Source organism: Nitrospirota bacterium (genome assembly GCA_040754395.1).
Taxonomy (GTDB): Bacteria; Nitrospirota; Thermodesulfovibrionia; order Thermodesulfovibrionales; family SM23-35; genus JBFMCL01.
Window position 1 is genome coordinate 1 of record JBFMCL010000007.1, and the last position, 16,545, is coordinate 16,545.

Consider the following 16,545-nt stretch of genomic DNA (forward strand, 5'->3'; position numbering starts at 1 on the left):
TTCTCTTGCACTCTTCAGGATGATTCCAGAGCCATCTGACCTTTTCAGCAAGTTCACTCGTACTCATTGGAGTGAATAAAAGCCCGGTAACCTCATCTTTCACAATGTCAGCCATCGCTCCGAGATTAGATGCTATCACCGGCTTGCAGTGCGAAAATGCCTCAATATTTGCAAGACCGAATGTTTCGTGGACAATAGAAGGCATGACAAGAAATTTTGCATCATTGATAATCTTCCTGCATTCGAGATATGGTTTATAGCCAATGAAATCTATACTTTTTACATTTAGTTCATCAACGAGGGATTTGAAAGTCCTCGCATCAGGCCCATCTCCCACAATTTTTAGCGGGATATCTGGCAGGTCTTTCCATGCACTGATGAGAGTCCGCAGCCCTTTCTCTTCACCGAGCCTTCCAATGAAAACCGCATACTCACCATCGCGATATGTTTCCTGTTCGAACGTATCATCAACAAAATTGGGCTTTAAGAAGAGTTTTTGATCACCAAAGCCTGCATCGAGATAGATTTTCCTCTGTGATTCAGTCAGGCAGATATATCCGTCAATTTTTTTTTTGAAGGTTTGTAAATACCAATGCAGTTTGAGCATAAATGCTATGGGAATCGATTGAAGTTTTGATCCCTTAAAGCACCCGTATGTGATACTTTGAAAATATCCTCCGTCTTTGCATTCATTACAAGTAGTTCCATTCCTCATCATAAACGCCATGGGGCATAAATATCTGAAGTCATGAAGTGTCTGCACTACCGGGACCCCGGCCGTATCCGCCGCGTAGAAAACCGATGGAGAGATGAAAGGGAAGAAATTATGCAAATGAACGATATCGGGTTTTTCATCATCAAGAACCCTTTTTATTTTTTTGTAGTAATTGAACGACCAGGGCACCTGGAGGATGATGGAAAGCTTTTTAAGGGCGCCCGCTCTGTCGAACTCATCATTCGAAGGGTTTATTTTGATAACTTCGTGCCCGTGCTGCTCCAGCAGTCTTGATTCTTTGCTGAATACAATATCGTCGCCGCTCGAAGAGCCGGAACGGTGGGAGTTATGGATGAGAAGAAGCTTCATTCAGAATAAAAGGATTCTGCTACCAGGGGACAGTGTCGGTTATCGGTCTTAATCTTTTTCGAGTTCTTCCTTAACTGCTCTGGAATGTACATTAAGATGTGTAACCGAAGCAATTAATTCTCCCAGGACTTCTTCGAGCTGTTCATCCGAGAGAGTCTCAAGTTCAAGCTGGTTTATCAATTTAACGGTTGACAGGCATTCGTCCTTCAATTCATTCAGCAAAGTTGATAAAGTTGCGCTTATCTTGCTGCTGACTACCGGCATTCTTTCACCTCCCCCGCTTTAACCTTCTCCGGGCCTTTTCTATTTCCTCTGTATAAATCATAATTTCTCTTTCCCAGTACCTTATCAAGCCTGTGTCAGGAACTGCCCTGGATTTTTCTTTAGCTATCTTTTCTGTATGTTCCACAACAAGCTTTTCAAAACTTCGAATCGATTTTAAAATACGTTTCTTGTTCAAACTCCAATCCTTTTAAAGATATTATACTGTTTCTGAAGAAAAAGGTTACCCATCACCTCTTACCCACCTATAACCTCTCACCCATCACCTCTTCATAAATTTTCTTTATAAATTCACCCTTTTTCTCCCAAGTATAATGCTCCCCGACTCTTTTTCTTCCAGCCTCGCCCATCTTTCTCCTCAGATCAGAGTCACTCGCCAATTTGATGATTGCGTCTGAGAGATCATGAATCGTCTGTTCAGGATTGACAGGCTTAATCTTTATGCCGCACTCTTCGGTTACGATTTCAGAAGCACCTGGCACATCAAGGCAAATAACGGGGAGTCCGATTGACAAGGCATCAAACAAAACAGTCACACCACCTTCTTTTAGGCTTGGGTTCACAAAAATTGCACTTTTTCCCATATATTCAAGATATTCTGCAGCACTAACCTGACCTGCAAAATGTACGTTTTGTGATATGTTTTCCTCTTCACATATTTGCTGAAGTCTTTTCCTGTCCCCACCATCGCCGAGAATCAATAGTTTTGCACCTTCATATTTTTGTACAATTGCCGAGAATGCTTTCAGAAGCAGGTCGAATCCCCGCCATGTCTCCAGGCTGCCAACCGCAATAATCTGCATATTATTTTTTCTATCAGCATCAATATTCCGTGAACTGACTGCAACATCTGTTGTAACTAAGACTCTTTTTGAATATTGAAAGGGAATCCTACTTGCTGTATCGCCTGTCTTGGCTAAGATGCGATTTGCTTTTTTACACGTATGAAGAAATAACAAATTTGCTTTTAAAGAAAGCACCATGACATCTCTTAATGTTTCTCTTATTTTGGATTTACAATCAAACGACTGCCTGAACGCGGCCGGGATATGCTCGCCACCACCTAACGGCCCCCAGATAAATGGGATTACAAGAAAAGGCATTAAGGTTGGAAGCCAGATATTACCGAATGTGAGGTGGTGGACAATGGCAAACCGGTTCTGCCTATGACTTTTCCGCGCTAGCCTATATGCACCAAGTTGCCAGAGGGCATAATAGAGATGAACGCCCCTTTTCCCTCTTTTCCAAAAAGTGAGCCATTTAGGAACATCGTAATAAATAAAATGCAGATTCGGATCAGGGTTTTTCCGCAGTTCCTCCTCTATTACATTCCGATTGTTCGCTCTCGTTATCACCCATGTATCGGCAAACCTCGCAATCTGCTTCGCCCAGTTCCACCCCACACCGGGCTCGGAGCCCTTGTTGGGTTCGCAGGCGTAAGCGCTGATTAAAACCTTCGGTTTTCGCTCTTGGCTCATAGTAATTAGCTCTTGGCTCATCGTTTATGGCTCATCGTTTATCGCCGCTATGATCTATCAGCGATGAACTATGAGCTTTTTTTATGGAATTAATAAGACTTGAAAGCATTTTTCCGATGCGATCCCCAAGGTCTTTAATCTCATTGAGTTGTGCATCGCTAATCCACTCCCTATGAAGAAAAATGACAAGCAAAGTAATAGTTTCATATAATGATCCTCTGGCAATATAAAGAAACTGAATAAATTCTTTTTTAGAGTATCTGCCCTTGCCTTCTGCAATATTTAGAGCGACGGACGTAGATGCTGCTTCCAACTGCTCGATAAGCCTGTAATGTTTCCTTTCTGTCTTCATATCTTCGGTAAGATTTATTACCGTATTTGCAAACTCAACAGCCTTTTTCCATACTTCCAAATCCTCAAAAGCAAATTTAACTTTTTTCATACGATTCTTTCTCTATTATTTGGAATTTCTCCATGAGCTATGAACTATGAGCGCTCTCCTAATCACCCATCACCCATCACCTCTTATTAACTCCATCATCCCGGCCCAGGTATCGAGCATGTGTTTGATATTACCTTCTATCCTGCCTTTTTCCCGCTCGATATAAAGAAGACTTATATCAAGGAGATAGCAAAGAAGCAGGGGCATTGATAATTCGTCCCTAATCCCTACTAAACTACTATACTTACTCAACATTTTTTCATTCTTCATGACTCTTTTTAACAAGCCGGCCGGCTTAAGATGTCTGACCAGAATTCCGTCCTGGACAATAAAGTGAAAGATATCAAGCATCGGTGGATATTCTCTTTCCGCGTATTCCCAGTCGAAGACGTACAATCTGCCGTCGTGAAAGAATGTATTCCAGGGAGTAAAATCCCTGTGGCATAAGCCGAATGGAACCAATTCATTCCCGATTTTTTCTTCAATAAAATCTCTAATTTTCCCCAATTCTCTCAATCTCTCATCTTCTGAATTTCTCAACTTCTCAACCTCTAAATCTCTTACCCTCTCTTTCAGCCTCTTCGCAAACTTACTCTCCCTATATTTAATTACCATCGAGGTCTTCAGAAAAATCTCGGCGAGGAAGTCGATATGAGCATCCGAGAGATTACTGTCATATTTTGAATGAGCGCTCTTCAATGTGTCGAGAACAAGAATATCTACCCCTTTCACGGGGCCGTGATAGAGGACTTCTGGAAATAACCCGTTATTAAGACTCAGGTTACGCATATCTTCTAATATGCCGGCCTCGTTCTTCAGGAGTTCGTCAACATCTTTATTGCCGGACACTTTGATATAGCCCAGGATATCGCCGCCTGAATTCATCACCTGAATTGTTATCTTTTTGTGGCATCCTTCAGTCCCCAAAAAAATAGCGTAGTAAAGGTCATCTCGCCCGAATATCTTTTTTATCGCATCGTCATTCTTTCGGAAATAAACGGCGGGCTTTTTGCCGATATTTGTGAATCCTCCTCTGGCTGTCAGGATAGCAAGTTGCTTAAGGATTTTAGCTCTCAGCAAACTCGGTTGATAGAGGGCAAGTGATGAGATAAATAGTTTCTTATCGAAAACAGGGACTATCCAGCGCGGGTTCTTCACAGAAGGGAGAATTGAATATTTTTCATTCTTCGAATCGTGCGGAATGCCACCGGGAAGAAATTCTCCGAGAAAACCAACCAAGCTTGTAATGCTCTTAATCTGCACGCCGAAGAAGTCTCTTTGTCTGCAAGCTCTTTTCTTTCAGAATCAGATATGAGATATCTTTCACTACGTCTTCAACCGGCCTGTTCGTGGATACACGCCGGGCATTGGGGATTGCCGGCAGAACTTTCCGGAACTCGTGCACCTGTCTTTCGAGCTCGGGCAATGACAATTCCTGCTTCCTTTCATGCAACACTTCCGGCTCTGCATCGAGATATATAGTCAGATCGGGTGACGGTATGAACGGAAGGATTAGTTTTACCAGAAATCCTGGAATGTTAAACTGATACCGTTGCAGATCCACAAGGTAATCATAATAATATCTGTCAAAAATAATAATGTGTTTCCTGACTTTTGCCCAATATATTTTGACAGGATATCCTAATATATAATCGACAACATAATATAAAAACCTAATCGATGATTTTATAAAATTCTGTTTGGGATGTTTATGTGGGTTTGGATTAGTTGCAACCTCTTCTGATGGATTCCAGAACTTAAGCTTCCCCATCGAAGGCAATAAATAAGGTCTCCAGTATTGTATCCTGCCACCATGAAAACTTCCTGAAACCCTTTCAAGGAGAAGATTTCCTATCGTTGATTTCCCGCTTCCGTCTGGACCTAACAAGACAATGCTGAACCCTACCGAATGCAATAATCTTTGAATAATTCTCTTGAATTGTGCAATACCATATTGCAACATATATCCAAATGACGTATTTTTTTTTGACCATTTCCTTAACGCATTTCTGTAATCTTTAATTTGATCCCGGAATTTGTTTTTGTCTTCTAATTTTGTTAATTCTCTTATCGAATCACTGATTGCTTCACCGAAAATACCTTCAAGGTTTTTTCTGATATTTGTCGAGGCCTGTTCGACCAAAATTTTCATTTTTTCTATATGGTCTTTTTTTAGATCATTTTTCAGTATTCTTCTCATAACAAGAAACGGATATTCAATTTCTGCTGTAGGAATGAAAAAATTCTTATATTGTTTCTTATTTTCAAGCAACAGACGACTCGGCAATAAATTTGGATACCCTTTTGCGCTGAAATCTGTAAAAAAATCCAGTTGAAGCCTGAATCTCTCATCAATTTCTAAAGGTGATAATATGTAGGCGCATTTGTGATATCCGTGCCAGATTTTTTGAATAATTTCAACGTTATGTCTCGAGGCAATTTGCAGTATCAGTGAATCCAGTTTTTCGAAAGCCTCTTTGTCAATTGCTATATCAACATCAGTCGGGATAATGTCAGGCATATTTTCATAATTATTCATCACGCAATACTCGATATTTAAATCATTAAAATAATCGAATAAATTCGATAATATAACCGAATCTAGTTTCATTGATATTTTGTTGACAAATATGGTGTCAGGGGCTAGATATTAGGGATAAGGGCGGATAGTTTTTTCCCTAAAGGAATAATCATTATTTATGTAAAGCATCATACCCACTATTACAAACAAGAATTCGAAATATCTTAGCAAAAACATTACAGATGCAATAATAAGAAAATGTATTAGTATTTTATCATTTGTGTTCAAAGTTCCATTTAATAATACTGACTTTTTCTTATTCGATTTAATCAAGCCAATTATTAGCATAAAAAGCATAGACATACCCAAAAAACCGACATCTCCAGACAATAAGAATAACCCGCTATTACCTTTAAAGGGGGTATCCCTGAATAGGGGGAATCTCGGAGGCAGATAATCATCGGCATAGAAATGGACATTCCCAAGGCCAAGGCCTGTAATAGCAAAATATGGTTCTTCCTTCAAAAAATCAAACACAGCCTCATCCTGTACTTCAAGCCCGGCTTTATTGATAGTTTTTGCTATGTATGTTTCAGGTTCTCCTCCTGTGCTGAAATGCATGACAAGCATCGTTATGCCAGCAGCAATCAGCAATCCTAGAATATTTCTTGACAATCTGACTCCATAGAGTAATGTTATAAGTACCATTGCTACTCCATACCATATATACCCAGTTGTTGAATAAGTGGCAACAAGACAAATCAAAAATATTATGAGAAATATAAAATCGTACCGTATAATTTTCTTCCCGTTTAATCTATGCAAGAGAATTATAATCATGCCGACTATAAGCGCTATCCCCAAATGCTTTGGCTCTCCGGCCAAAGAATTCATCCTATGTCTCGTTTCTGCTTCCGGAATGACTAATGAACCTCCTTCATAATCAAACCCCGTTGGCCTGTGAATGGGGAACGGATCATAATTCATAAGCATGATGGATAATTCCTGGACAATTCCAAATGCGCTTAAAACAACGACCGAATAAACCATGATCTTCAATATCCTGAAAAGTTCTTCTTCATTTTTTATCACGTAAATAGGCCAGAGAACCAAATTGAGAGTAATGAGAAAAAATCCAATCTGATACATAAACCTACCTTCATTTTTAAAAAACCCTCCCACCACTGTATGTTTGTCGTGCTCAGGAATCATGAATAGAAATAAAACAGTAAGAAAAAGCGCATAGAAAACATAAAACAGCAGCAAATGAAAAAACTTATTATCTTTAATTCTTCTATAGCTTTTCATAATTAATGTTGGCCCATAGACTATCAGCGTTACTGCACTCAATATTTTCCAGATTTCGATATTAGTACCGACCCAGAGATAGAGACTTTTGAATGGCATTGTAAAAATGGCTATATAGAACGCATACAATGGATTTTTGAATAAATAGAATAAGCCTGCAATGATAATCAGAATAACAAAGACATTAAGATAATTTAAGTATAGATATGATAGGATTGATAGCATTTATTCTATTTGCACAACATTGAGAACAATTCTCTAATTTTTCTTGATATATCCTCGACTGTATAACTTCTACTTACCTCAAGAATATTATTGCGTAATATATCTTTTTTTTCTAATGCCTTTTTGATTTTGTACGCAATATCTTTGTGATCTCTCCCACTGGCTAAATAACCTGTCTTATCATTGAAAATAAGGTCGTGTACTCCTGTCACATCTGTAGATACAATGGGCAATCCGCACATTGCTGCCTCAATCAGGGCGATCGGAAAACCATTACCAAAGGAGGTATACACGTAGAGATCAGAAGCATTTAACCATAATGCAACTGCCTTTCTCTCCAACCTTCCCAACATCCTAACATTTTCTGCAATTTGCATTGTTTTGATCTTCTGCTCTAGTTCATCTCTCAAATCACCGTCACCAATCAGAAAAAGGAGTGCATTACTATGCAATTCCTTATTAAGGTATGCAAATGCGTCGAGCAACAAGAAAGGGTCCTTTTGAATATTCAACCTTCCTGTGTTTACAAGGATATCCTGGCCTATAGGCAATTGCAGCAGCTTTCTTGCTTCGATTTTGTCGTGCAATGTAAAAATACTTGGATCGGCAAAATTGGGAATGTAGTGTATCTTTTGTGATATCTCCTTATCAAATTTTACCAGCAAAGAATTATATGATTCCTTATCTGATGCAAGCAATATCATGTCGCTTTCTTTTATGACTTTATTTCTATATCTATCATACAGATTAATCATAAGGGCATTGTTAATAATCTTGTTTCTGTTCACCGCAAAGGGATTCGTTATGCCATGGACGTGATTCACAATCTTGGGAGTTGACTTCTCATTCTTTTTTTTCAGAAAAGGGAAGCTTAAAGGAATTCCATGGAAATAGAGAATATCATATCCTTCCTCAAGAATTTGTTTAGCTTTCAACTGTATGTCAAGTATCACTCTGAATATGTTCGGAATAATTTTTTTTGTTAGTTTTACTTTTGAAAATATCTTCAGTGGATATGTCCTACCGTATAAATTAATGTTCGACACTGAATCATTGTTAGTCGAAACTCCCCATAATGTAATTTCAAATTCCTTGGCCAAATAGGGCAGAATATCAACTATAAAGGACATCATTCCACCCATAGGATATGTCATATAATCCGTTGAACAGATAATCGCGACTCTTTTTTTATTCAAATTATGCTCTTACCCTCTCGAATAATAGCCTTAAATTATGCATGAGTTTAATTAAGCCTATTTTGAAAAATCCATAATCCCTGTAAGTTTTTAAAAAATACTGCCTTTGTCTGTAATGATTTTTCAAAATCCCGATTCTACTTTTATCTTTTCTTGGTGATTGCGCCCTTTTATGTATTATTTGAGTTAATGGCTGGAAATATATTGTTCCTTTATTTTTCAAAACTTTTTCAGCAACTATTGCTTCTTCACATGATAGCCACACATTTTCATCTAAATATCCTGTTTCTTCTAAAAAAGAAGCTCTGAAAACCATACAAGCACCTGATATTTTATATACCGGGACAGGTTTTGTTGATAAAATAGCATGCATATCAATATAGATAGGATTGCGTTTGAATAATTTATTAAACTGATTTCTTATAGTTAACAATAAAACTTCCCCCCAAAATGTTTCATATATATAGGGACCGTCATAAGCACCGGACGGAGTCACAATTTTGGGACCTACTGCAAATACCTTTCCATCATATTCAAATACTTCAACCAATTTATTTATAAATTCATTTTCCAGGATAATAGTGTCATTATTGAGCAAACCTATATATTCACATCCTTTTTTGTAAGCATACTTTGCGCCAACATTATTCCCTCCAGAAAATCCAAGATTGGCATTATTTTTTATTAATACAATCTTTTTATCATTAGGATACTTCTGAAGTTCTTCTTCAAGCTCTTTTACTCCTCCCTGCTCGGCACACTCTCTTTCATATTCGACAATCGCTATCTTTCCTTCAGCCCACGCTTTTATTTTTTCAATGGAACCATCTGACGAAGCATTATCAACGACAATTATCAAAAAGTCGGGATACTCAATCTTCTGCAATGACTCTAAACATTCAATAGTGTCTTGCCAACCATTGAAGTTTAGTACTATTATTCCTACCTTTTTAAATCTAGCAGAGTTGTTTTTTATCATGATTTCTTGGCAAAGACAATTATATTTTCGCCAAAACCAAATTTATTGAACGGAGTTAAAAAGATCATTAAAATTGTATTAATGATTTTTATAAATTTACTGTTTTGAATATCTATGCTATTTCCCTGTTTTCTTGTTTTAATAGCTCGGACAGAATTAATGATTCCATTGCGCGAATTATTTGTTCTTAGACTATCTATAATAAAACCGCAATCTTTTAATAAAATATTCAATGATTTAATATTGAAGACCTGAAAATGTCTTGGACTGTCAATTTGCCAATAATCAGCTTTGAATACTTTGGCAAGCAAAGAGGAAATATTGGGGGTTTCTAATAACAAAACTCCTCCTTCTTTCAAGAGCTTAAATGCTTTTTTTAATGTATAAACAGGGTCAGGCAGATGTTCAATAACGTGGCTTATCTGTATAGCATCAAAATAATTTTCAGGAAAAGATATATTGTCTACTTCTGCCATGAGAACCTTATGTCCTTTGGATTTCGCAATTTCAACTGCCTCGGAAGAAATATCAAATCCATAAGTCTTCCAGCCAAACTCTTTATATAGGTCCAGCTTCCAGCCTCCTCCGCATCCAATGTCCAATATTTTACTACCTTCTGGAAATTGTGCCGCCAGTCTCCAATAAGCAGGCACATAATTTGACAATATTTTATCAATCATTTCTTGATCTCTTTTTTTTAATATATCCTTTATTTTTATCTTAAATCTTCTCTTTAACAACCTCTCCATTCCAGTTTTCCTTGTAAATGAATGATATGAATTGGGAGGGTAATAACTGCCGATAATTTCTTTAGCAGGTCTTTCTTTCAGATAGGCGACATCACAATTTAAACACTTAACAAGAGGAAATTCTTTTAATGTTTTTGAAAATTGAACATCATAGGTATAAAAAAGAAACTGTCTATTCTCACTATAACATACTGGGCATCTTTCGATTTTTATTGAGACAGTATTCGTAGGTTCACTTAGCATATCTTATATTTCTCAAACTCTTAACCTCATTCTTCAGGAAAGTCATAGAAACAAACAGAACCATAAGGAAATAAAAGGCGACCTGTAAAACTATTAATTCGATATACCATGAAATATAGAAAATTAAAGAAAAATATAAAATGATCAAGAGCCTTTTAAAAAGTGACTGCAACGAGTGTGCAATGTGCTTCATAAGGAGCAATTCATTAATAATGAACCATATTAATAATATCCCCACCTTAACAACTGCTATTATCTTTAAATCATTTATAGTTCGCGCAACTATGAAAATAGCAACAAAACTAAGTAAAGATACAATCAAAGTTGACAAGAAATATTTTGTTTGCTGGAAATAAAGTTTATAATAATTATTGTGTAGTATCTGGATAGTTGTTATAAAAGCAACCGACAACATTAAAACTCTTATATATGGCAGTGTTCCTGAATAGTCCGGTAAAAAATAGCTTATAAATGCAACTGCAAATGGATATAAACCAAGTATTATACCCCACATTAAAACTATCACTGATGCCGACAAACTAAAAGCTTTTTTTCTTATTTCTGTCGAAGCAGCTGCCAAGTGCGGAAAAATCACCGTAGAAATAGTATTAGTAAAAACGCTGAAAATACCTAAAATAGTTATTGCAAAAGCATAGAATGCAAATTCCTTGATGGTAAAAAGTGCTCCTACAATCATTACATCTGCATTGAGAATTAAGAATACAATAAAGTTACCAAATAGCAAAGACCATCCCGATGTAATATATTTTGTTAGAATATCGCGATACCGAAATTTCTTTTTGCAGGGAAAACTTATATTTTCTTTTAGAGAATAAGTATAGATTGTGAATATAAACAGAGATGCACCGATATAACTATAAATCATTTTTTCATAATCGAGTATCTTCAAAAAATATAGAATACCTACGCTGCTTAAAAAAAGTAGTGGTTTAAATAAATTTAAGATGCTTACTATTCTAAAGCGTCTAACCGCCTGAAACGTGAATTGGAAAAAAGTGATTATGTTGAGAGCAAATGCATATATTAGTGCTAGGATTAAAATGTTTTTGTTTGTAAAACCATAGAACAAAAAAACTAAAAGGAAAATCAATGCAACAATGGTCAAATGGATAAATAGCACCCAAAAAGTATCACCTATAATGGCACTTAACTCTTTCATTTGCTTTCCAGCCCATTGTAAATAAATACCATCCGTAAACCCAAGATGCAGCAAGCCACTAAACCCGGTGTAAAGGAGAAATAATTTCCAATAGCCATAATCTTCTACTGTCAATATTTTTGGCACTATTAAACCCTGTACAAGACCTATAATGAATACACCAATATTAGCAGTGCCAACAATAGAAAGGTCATTAACAAATGTTGAAATGCTAAAAGAAGGCTTCATCGAATTTCGTATAAGAAGCGGTCAATGGGGTCAAATCTTCAATCTTCACAGGGTATTTGGGGTCAGCCCTTGAATGTTGACAAACAACATAGCTGATAGCTCATGGCTCATAGGAACAAACAAGGTACGAGGAACGAGGTACGAGGTGCGAGGAACGGGGAACGAGGATCGAGGATCGAGGTACGAGGATCGAGGTACGAGGTACGAGGATCGAGGTACGAGGATCGAGGTGCGAGGATCGAGGTACGAGGTACGAGGATCGAGGTACGAGGATCGAGGCACGAGGATCGGGAAAGCATTTGGGGTCAGCCCTTGAATGTTGACAAACAACATAGCTGATAGCTCATGGCTCATAGGAACAAACAAGGTACGAGGATCGAGGTACGAGGTGCGAGGAACGGGGAACGAGGATCGAGGTACGAGGTGCGAGGATCGAGGTACGAGGTACGAGGATCGAGGTACGAGGATCGAGGTACGAGGATCGAGGTACGAGGGACGAGGCACGAGGATCGAGGAGCGAGGCACGAGGAGCGAGGTGCGAGGATTCATTGGGAAAGAAAACTCCTTTTGGTTTTCATGAGGCCGCCGATCATCTGAGAGATTTCCTGTACTTCGCTCAACCATACATTACCTGTTTTTCTGTCGACATAACCAATTTCCATGCCAATATAAATTTGGGTTCTGAGTTCTCCGCATGAGCCTTTTGCATAAGACAAAAAACTCAGGCATTCTTTTTGTGAGGAGCGTTCGAATCCTTCTGCGATGTTACTCGGTATGGATAAGGCAGAGCGTGTAATCTGATCCTTGAAACCGTAATCTTTCAAGGCACGCAAACCTTTAAAGATGTTCACACAAAGGCTGGAAGCCCGCTTCCATACTTCCAGGTTTTCAAATTGCATAGCCGGTCTTCATTCCTGTTTCGAGGAGCGAGGGACGAGGTTCGAGGTGGCTCTCCGGAATATTTTCATCCAGAATATACATTCTTTCAGGCTACGGCAAGTTCAGGAGCACGGCTTATGAGGGCTTTCCTTGCAAGCTTTATCGCTTCAGCAATAGCTTCTCTGGACAAGGATCCCCTCCATTCTTCGATAATTGCATCCCATGACATGCCGTTTGCTACCTGTTCGAGCACATCAGCGACTAAAATGCGTGTGCCCCGAAAAACCGGGCTTCCATGACAAATTCTCGGATCAGTTACTATATATCTTCCTATCGTTTTTGCAGCCATATCTCCACCTCCATTCGTATTATGACTTTTCCCGAATTACATTACAAGTCGACAAGCTGGAAAGAGAATAAGCTCATAGCTTATTGTTGATAGTTGATGCAATATGTGCAATATGGGGTCAGCCCTTGAATGTTGACAAACGATAACAACTGTTCATTGCGTTAATCGAGTTTGTAGAGTTCATTGAGTTTGTTGCGATAATGACGTTAATAGCGTTAATGGCGTTTATTGAGTTTGTAGGGTTCAATCTGCGAACAAACTAAGAAGCTGAAAAGCATTATTTATAAATATCTCCCCGGGGACCAATCGCTTCAACATAAACAATCTTTTCATCAACACTCACATAATAAATTATACGGAGGTCTCCAATGTGATAACGATATCTCCCTTCCAGCCTCCCTTTTAGCTTTTTGATATGGGTGCCTTCCACCGGATTATGGATGATTTCCTGCATTGCCCTATTGATTCTTTTCTGAAGCTTTGCATCAAGTTTTTCATAATATCGAGCGGCCTGTTTATAGAAAACAGCCTTATACATGCTGTTTCACTTGCTCCCATGGCATGAAAGCAGCTTTTTGTTTCTTCATTCGTGCAGTCTCGGCATTTTGAATTTGCTTCATAAGATTCTTGTCAGCCAATATCTCAAAAGTCTCCCGCCATGCTTCAATATCTTCAGCTATGCTTTCCTGTATAAGATGCTTGAATTCTTCTACTGTAAGATCTTTTACTTTTTTAGTCTGTGATCTTGACATGGACATTACCTCCTTTTTCATTATACAAACTTCCTGGCGAAAATATTTGATATGGTCGTAGGGGGTCAGTGCTCCACATTTTCTGAACGGTTTGTTTTATTTCAGGAATACGTTCCTTGCAAACGGTAAATACTGTTTCCTCATCGATATCAAAATAATGATGAGTAATTATGTCTCTCATCCCCTTTGCTTTCTTCCAGTCAATATCAGGATAGCTTGCAAGAATACTTCCAGTAGTGAGTTTATCGATTTCTTTTAACGCCTCTCCTATATTGATCAACTGCATACAGATACTGTCCAGTTTCTCGAGCCCGGTGTCATCTTTCAAAAAGTCTTCACTCGATTGAATATGTTGGAATCTTTTTGTGATCTGTTCCAGAGACCATGAGATGTTTTTGAAGATGCTAATGATAAGAGACTTATCATACATAAATGACGTCCTTCTCTATTCTTGAGCGCAATGATTGATTCATCTTGTCTCTCAGCCTTACAATGTCAACCTTATTGCCCAACGCTTCCTCGATGGTCTGCTTAATGCCAATAAGGTAAAATAAATCCGGTTTTTCGATTTCAACTACAATATCTATATCACTCTGTTCCCTAAACTCGCCTCTGGCATAACTGCCGAACAACCCTATCTTTTTTAAACCGAATTCCTTCTCAAATCGAGCCTTGTGTGCAGCAATAATCCTTATGATATCTTCCTGTCTCATCTTATTAGGAATATTTTAGCATTATATCGCAAATAAGCATGCAAGTTGGCAAACTCATGTCTAATAGCGTTAATTACGTTATTAAAGTGAATAGAGTTTGTTGAGTTCGTTGGGTTTATAGCATTCTTGTAACAAACGCAGATAAGGGAAATCGCGTACGCAGAACCGGATAATAAAGTTATTTTTTGTATGCATTGGTTTTATAATACTGCTTGTACCATTCGACAAACCTGCTGATGCCGTCCCTGATGTTTGTGGAAGGCGCAAACCCTGCATCGGCTGCGAGGTCATCGATATCGAGGCATTTGGGGTCAGCCCTTGAATGTTGACAAACGATAACAACTGTTCATTGCGTTAATCGAGTTTGTAGAGTTTATTGAGTTTATAGCGTTCATTGTGTTTATAGAGAGTTTATTGGGTTTGTTGAGTTCTATCAAAAAACTGTTTGTTGCGTTCAAAGTTCCGGGTTCACGGTGTATTTTTTCGATGAGAGTTGCTCCAGAAGCAATCAGTACACTTCGTCATGTCCACCGATATCTATTAAAAGACCTTCATTCTTATCGATGAACTGGAATATTACCCTACAATCATAATCAATACTTAATGCCCAGAGTCCTTCAAGTTGCCCGGTTAATTTGTGGGTTCTTAATCGTGGACTGAAAGGATTCTTCGAAAATGCTTCCATTGCATCCCAGAATCTCTTTTTCAATTCATTATTGTTTTTAATTTTCTTTATATATATTCGTTTGAACCCCTGATCCCAGATTATCTTAATCACTCTCTAAATCCCTGTAGAAATCTTTTACCGTTCCCCGTTTCACCATCCCCTTTGTGAGATGAGATTGCACCTCTTTCACCCTTTTTGCAATCGCATTTCTTTTCGCTTCAATGAGCTGTTTCCTTATAATGTCTGCTGCAAATTCTTTATCATCAAGGGGCAAAAGATTGAATTCTTCGATTAATTTTGTTATCGTTGCACTACTCATATTCTCCTCCTTGTAATAGTCATTGTATCATAAACAGCTCTTAATCCTCTTCACTGAAGTTGAACGTCTCACAGGGGCAAATCTCCACATTACACTTTTAAAAACTACTAACGCGTTTATAGGGTTCGATTAAAAGACTGTTTGTAGGGTTTATAGGGTTCATTGGGTTTGTTGAGTTCATTGGGTTCAATATAAAACCGTTCCATGTTCAAAGTTCACTTTCAACTACCGTTCTCTGCTCTCTGTTCCAGAGTCAACATAAAGACTGTTTATTACTAAGTTCCTATTTTCTTCTCCGCGCCTTTTTGTAAATTCCCTCTCGTGATCCGAGAAGTGTCACAGTAATTTCCTTGCCTTCTATAAAATAGATTATCCGGTATTCCGGTTTTCTTCCGAAATGGTAAGAACGCTCACCGTGAAACGCACCTACCAGCGGTCGCCCAGCCTGAAAAGGGTTATCGCGGATTATAGGCAGATGTTTCATGACAATTTCTCTCTGGATATTTATTGGCAACGATTTCAGGTCCCGGACTGCTGCGGGGGATAATTCCAGTTCATATCCAGGCATGAAGAATTCTATCGGTATTTTTTTTGGAGATTTTCCAGCTTCTGAAATGTTTTGCCGGCTTTCTTTGCAGACTTGGCATGCATGCCTCTTCTATTTACAAAATCAATAAACCACCGGTCTTCTCTGATTTTGAGATAGCTGATAAAATCTATGACTTCCTTCACCTGTTTTTCAGGAAGGTCTTCAATGTTTTCAATTAATTGCTCCTTCAAATTCGACCCAGGCATTGCTTCCTCCAGCAAAATATTTTATTAGTCATAGTTTACCATAAGCATTTATTGCGTTCATAGCGTTCATTAGGTTTATTGGGTTTATTGGGTTTATTGAGTTCAAGATGAAAACCGTTCAACGTTCCGAGTTCCGTGTTCAAAGTTCACTTTCAA

Annotated in this window: 22 protein-coding genes; all 22 read right to left on the minus strand. The window is 38.1% G+C overall.

Annotated elements, in window-relative coordinates; genetic code table 11:
* Positions 1-1,084 (minus strand): glycosyltransferase family 4 protein (locus tag AB1552_04780; protein MEW6053093.1); only part of this gene is annotated, 1,084 nt, incomplete at its 3' end.
* A 48-nt stretch (positions 1,085-1,132) separates the two neighbouring features.
* Positions 1,133-1,348 carry a hypothetical protein gene (locus AB1552_04785; GenBank protein MEW6053094.1) on the minus strand — a complete coding sequence of 72 codons (216 nt, stop codon included), beginning with the start codon at positions 1,346-1,348 and terminating at the stop codon, positions 1,133-1,135.
* A 4-nt stretch (positions 1,349-1,352) separates the two neighbouring features.
* Positions 1,353-1,544: a hypothetical protein gene (locus AB1552_04790; protein MEW6053095.1), complete on the minus strand. Its 192-nt coding sequence runs from the start codon at positions 1,542-1,544 to the stop codon at positions 1,353-1,355.
* Positions 1,545-1,611: 67 nt separating this feature from the next.
* Positions 1,612-2,865, minus strand: a complete 1,254-nt coding sequence (locus AB1552_04795) for a glycosyltransferase (protein ID MEW6053096.1) — start codon at positions 2,863-2,865, stop codon at positions 1,612-1,614.
* Between the two features lie 10 nt (positions 2,866-2,875).
* Entirely contained in the window at positions 2,876-3,286 is a 411-nt protein-coding gene (locus AB1552_04800; protein ID MEW6053097.1) for a four helix bundle protein, read from the minus strand.
* Between the two features lie 69 nt (positions 3,287-3,355).
* Complete coding sequence (locus AB1552_04805) at positions 3,356-4,549, minus strand: phosphotransferase (GenBank protein ID MEW6053098.1); 1,194 nt, start codon at positions 4,547-4,549, stop codon at positions 3,356-3,358.
* The gene (locus AB1552_04810) at positions 4,539-5,807 is read right to left on the minus strand and encodes a hypothetical protein (protein ID MEW6053099.1); all 1,269 of its coding nucleotides are present in this window, start codon (positions 5,805-5,807) and stop codon (positions 4,539-4,541) included. Before AB1552_04810 ends, AB1552_04805 begins: the two co-directional genes overlap by 11 nt.
* Before the next feature lie 129 nt (positions 5,808-5,936).
* Positions 5,937-7,157, minus strand: a complete 1,221-nt coding sequence (locus AB1552_04815; GenBank protein MEW6053100.1) for a hypothetical protein — start codon at positions 7,155-7,157, stop codon at positions 5,937-5,939.
* A gap of 188 nt (positions 7,158-7,345) precedes the next feature.
* Positions 7,346-8,536, minus strand: coding sequence for a glycosyltransferase family 4 protein (locus AB1552_04820; protein MEW6053101.1), 1,191 nt, complete (start codon positions 8,534-8,536; stop codon positions 7,346-7,348).
* A gap of 1 nt (position 8,537) precedes the next feature.
* On the minus strand, positions 8,538-9,515 hold the full coding sequence (locus AB1552_04825; GenBank protein MEW6053102.1) for a glycosyltransferase family 2 protein: 978 nt from the start codon (positions 9,513-9,515) through the stop codon (positions 8,538-8,540).
* Positions 9,512-10,507: a class I SAM-dependent methyltransferase gene (locus AB1552_04830; protein ID MEW6053103.1), complete on the minus strand. Its 996-nt coding sequence runs from the start codon at positions 10,505-10,507 to the stop codon at positions 9,512-9,514. The genes AB1552_04825 and AB1552_04830 overlap by 4 nt, the downstream gene beginning before the upstream one ends.
* Positions 10,497-11,915 (minus strand): oligosaccharide flippase family protein, encoded by a 1,419-nt coding sequence (locus tag AB1552_04835; GenBank protein ID MEW6053104.1) that lies wholly within the window; start codon positions 11,913-11,915, stop codon positions 10,497-10,499. The genes AB1552_04830 and AB1552_04835 overlap by 11 nt, the downstream gene beginning before the upstream one ends.
* Before the next feature lie 545 nt (positions 11,916-12,460).
* Positions 12,461-12,814 carry a four helix bundle protein gene (locus AB1552_04840; GenBank protein MEW6053105.1) on the minus strand — a complete coding sequence of 118 codons (354 nt, stop codon included), beginning with the start codon at positions 12,812-12,814 and terminating at the stop codon, positions 12,461-12,463.
* Between the two features lie 86 nt (positions 12,815-12,900).
* Positions 12,901-13,143 (minus strand): DUF433 domain-containing protein, encoded by a 243-nt coding sequence (locus AB1552_04845; GenBank protein ID MEW6053106.1) that lies wholly within the window; start codon positions 13,141-13,143, stop codon positions 12,901-12,903.
* A 277-nt stretch (positions 13,144-13,420) separates the two neighbouring features.
* A complete protein-coding gene (locus AB1552_04850; GenBank protein ID MEW6053107.1) occupies positions 13,421-13,681 on the minus strand; it encodes a type II toxin-antitoxin system RelE/ParE family toxin in 261 nt (86 codons plus the stop codon).
* Complete coding sequence (locus AB1552_04855; GenBank protein ID MEW6053108.1) at positions 13,674-13,895, minus strand: hypothetical protein; 222 nt, start codon at positions 13,893-13,895, stop codon at positions 13,674-13,676. Before AB1552_04855 ends, AB1552_04850 begins: the two co-directional genes overlap by 8 nt.
* A complete protein-coding gene (locus AB1552_04860; protein ID MEW6053109.1) occupies positions 13,876-14,325 on the minus strand; it encodes a DUF86 domain-containing protein in 450 nt (149 codons plus the stop codon). The genes AB1552_04855 and AB1552_04860 overlap by 20 nt, the downstream gene beginning before the upstream one ends.
* A complete protein-coding gene (locus AB1552_04865) occupies positions 14,318-14,608 on the minus strand; it encodes a nucleotidyltransferase domain-containing protein (protein MEW6053110.1) in 291 nt (96 codons plus the stop codon). The genes AB1552_04860 and AB1552_04865 overlap by 8 nt, the downstream gene beginning before the upstream one ends.
* A gap of 508 nt (positions 14,609-15,116) precedes the next feature.
* Positions 15,117-15,386: a type II toxin-antitoxin system mRNA interferase toxin, RelE/StbE family gene (locus tag AB1552_04870; protein ID MEW6053111.1), complete on the minus strand. Its 270-nt coding sequence runs from the start codon at positions 15,384-15,386 to the stop codon at positions 15,117-15,119.
* Positions 15,379-15,594 carry a hypothetical protein gene (locus AB1552_04875; protein MEW6053112.1) on the minus strand — a complete coding sequence of 72 codons (216 nt, stop codon included), beginning with the start codon at positions 15,592-15,594 and terminating at the stop codon, positions 15,379-15,381. Before AB1552_04875 ends, AB1552_04870 begins: the two co-directional genes overlap by 8 nt.
* Positions 15,595-15,877: 283 nt before the next feature.
* Positions 15,878-16,162: a type II toxin-antitoxin system RelE/ParE family toxin gene (locus AB1552_04880; GenBank protein MEW6053113.1), complete on the minus strand. Its 285-nt coding sequence runs from the start codon at positions 16,160-16,162 to the stop codon at positions 15,878-15,880.
* Positions 16,163-16,170: 8 nt separating this feature from the next.
* Positions 16,171-16,389: a hypothetical protein gene (locus tag AB1552_04885; protein MEW6053114.1), complete on the minus strand. Its 219-nt coding sequence runs from the start codon at positions 16,387-16,389 to the stop codon at positions 16,171-16,173.
* Positions 16,390-16,545 lie beyond the last annotated feature (156 nt).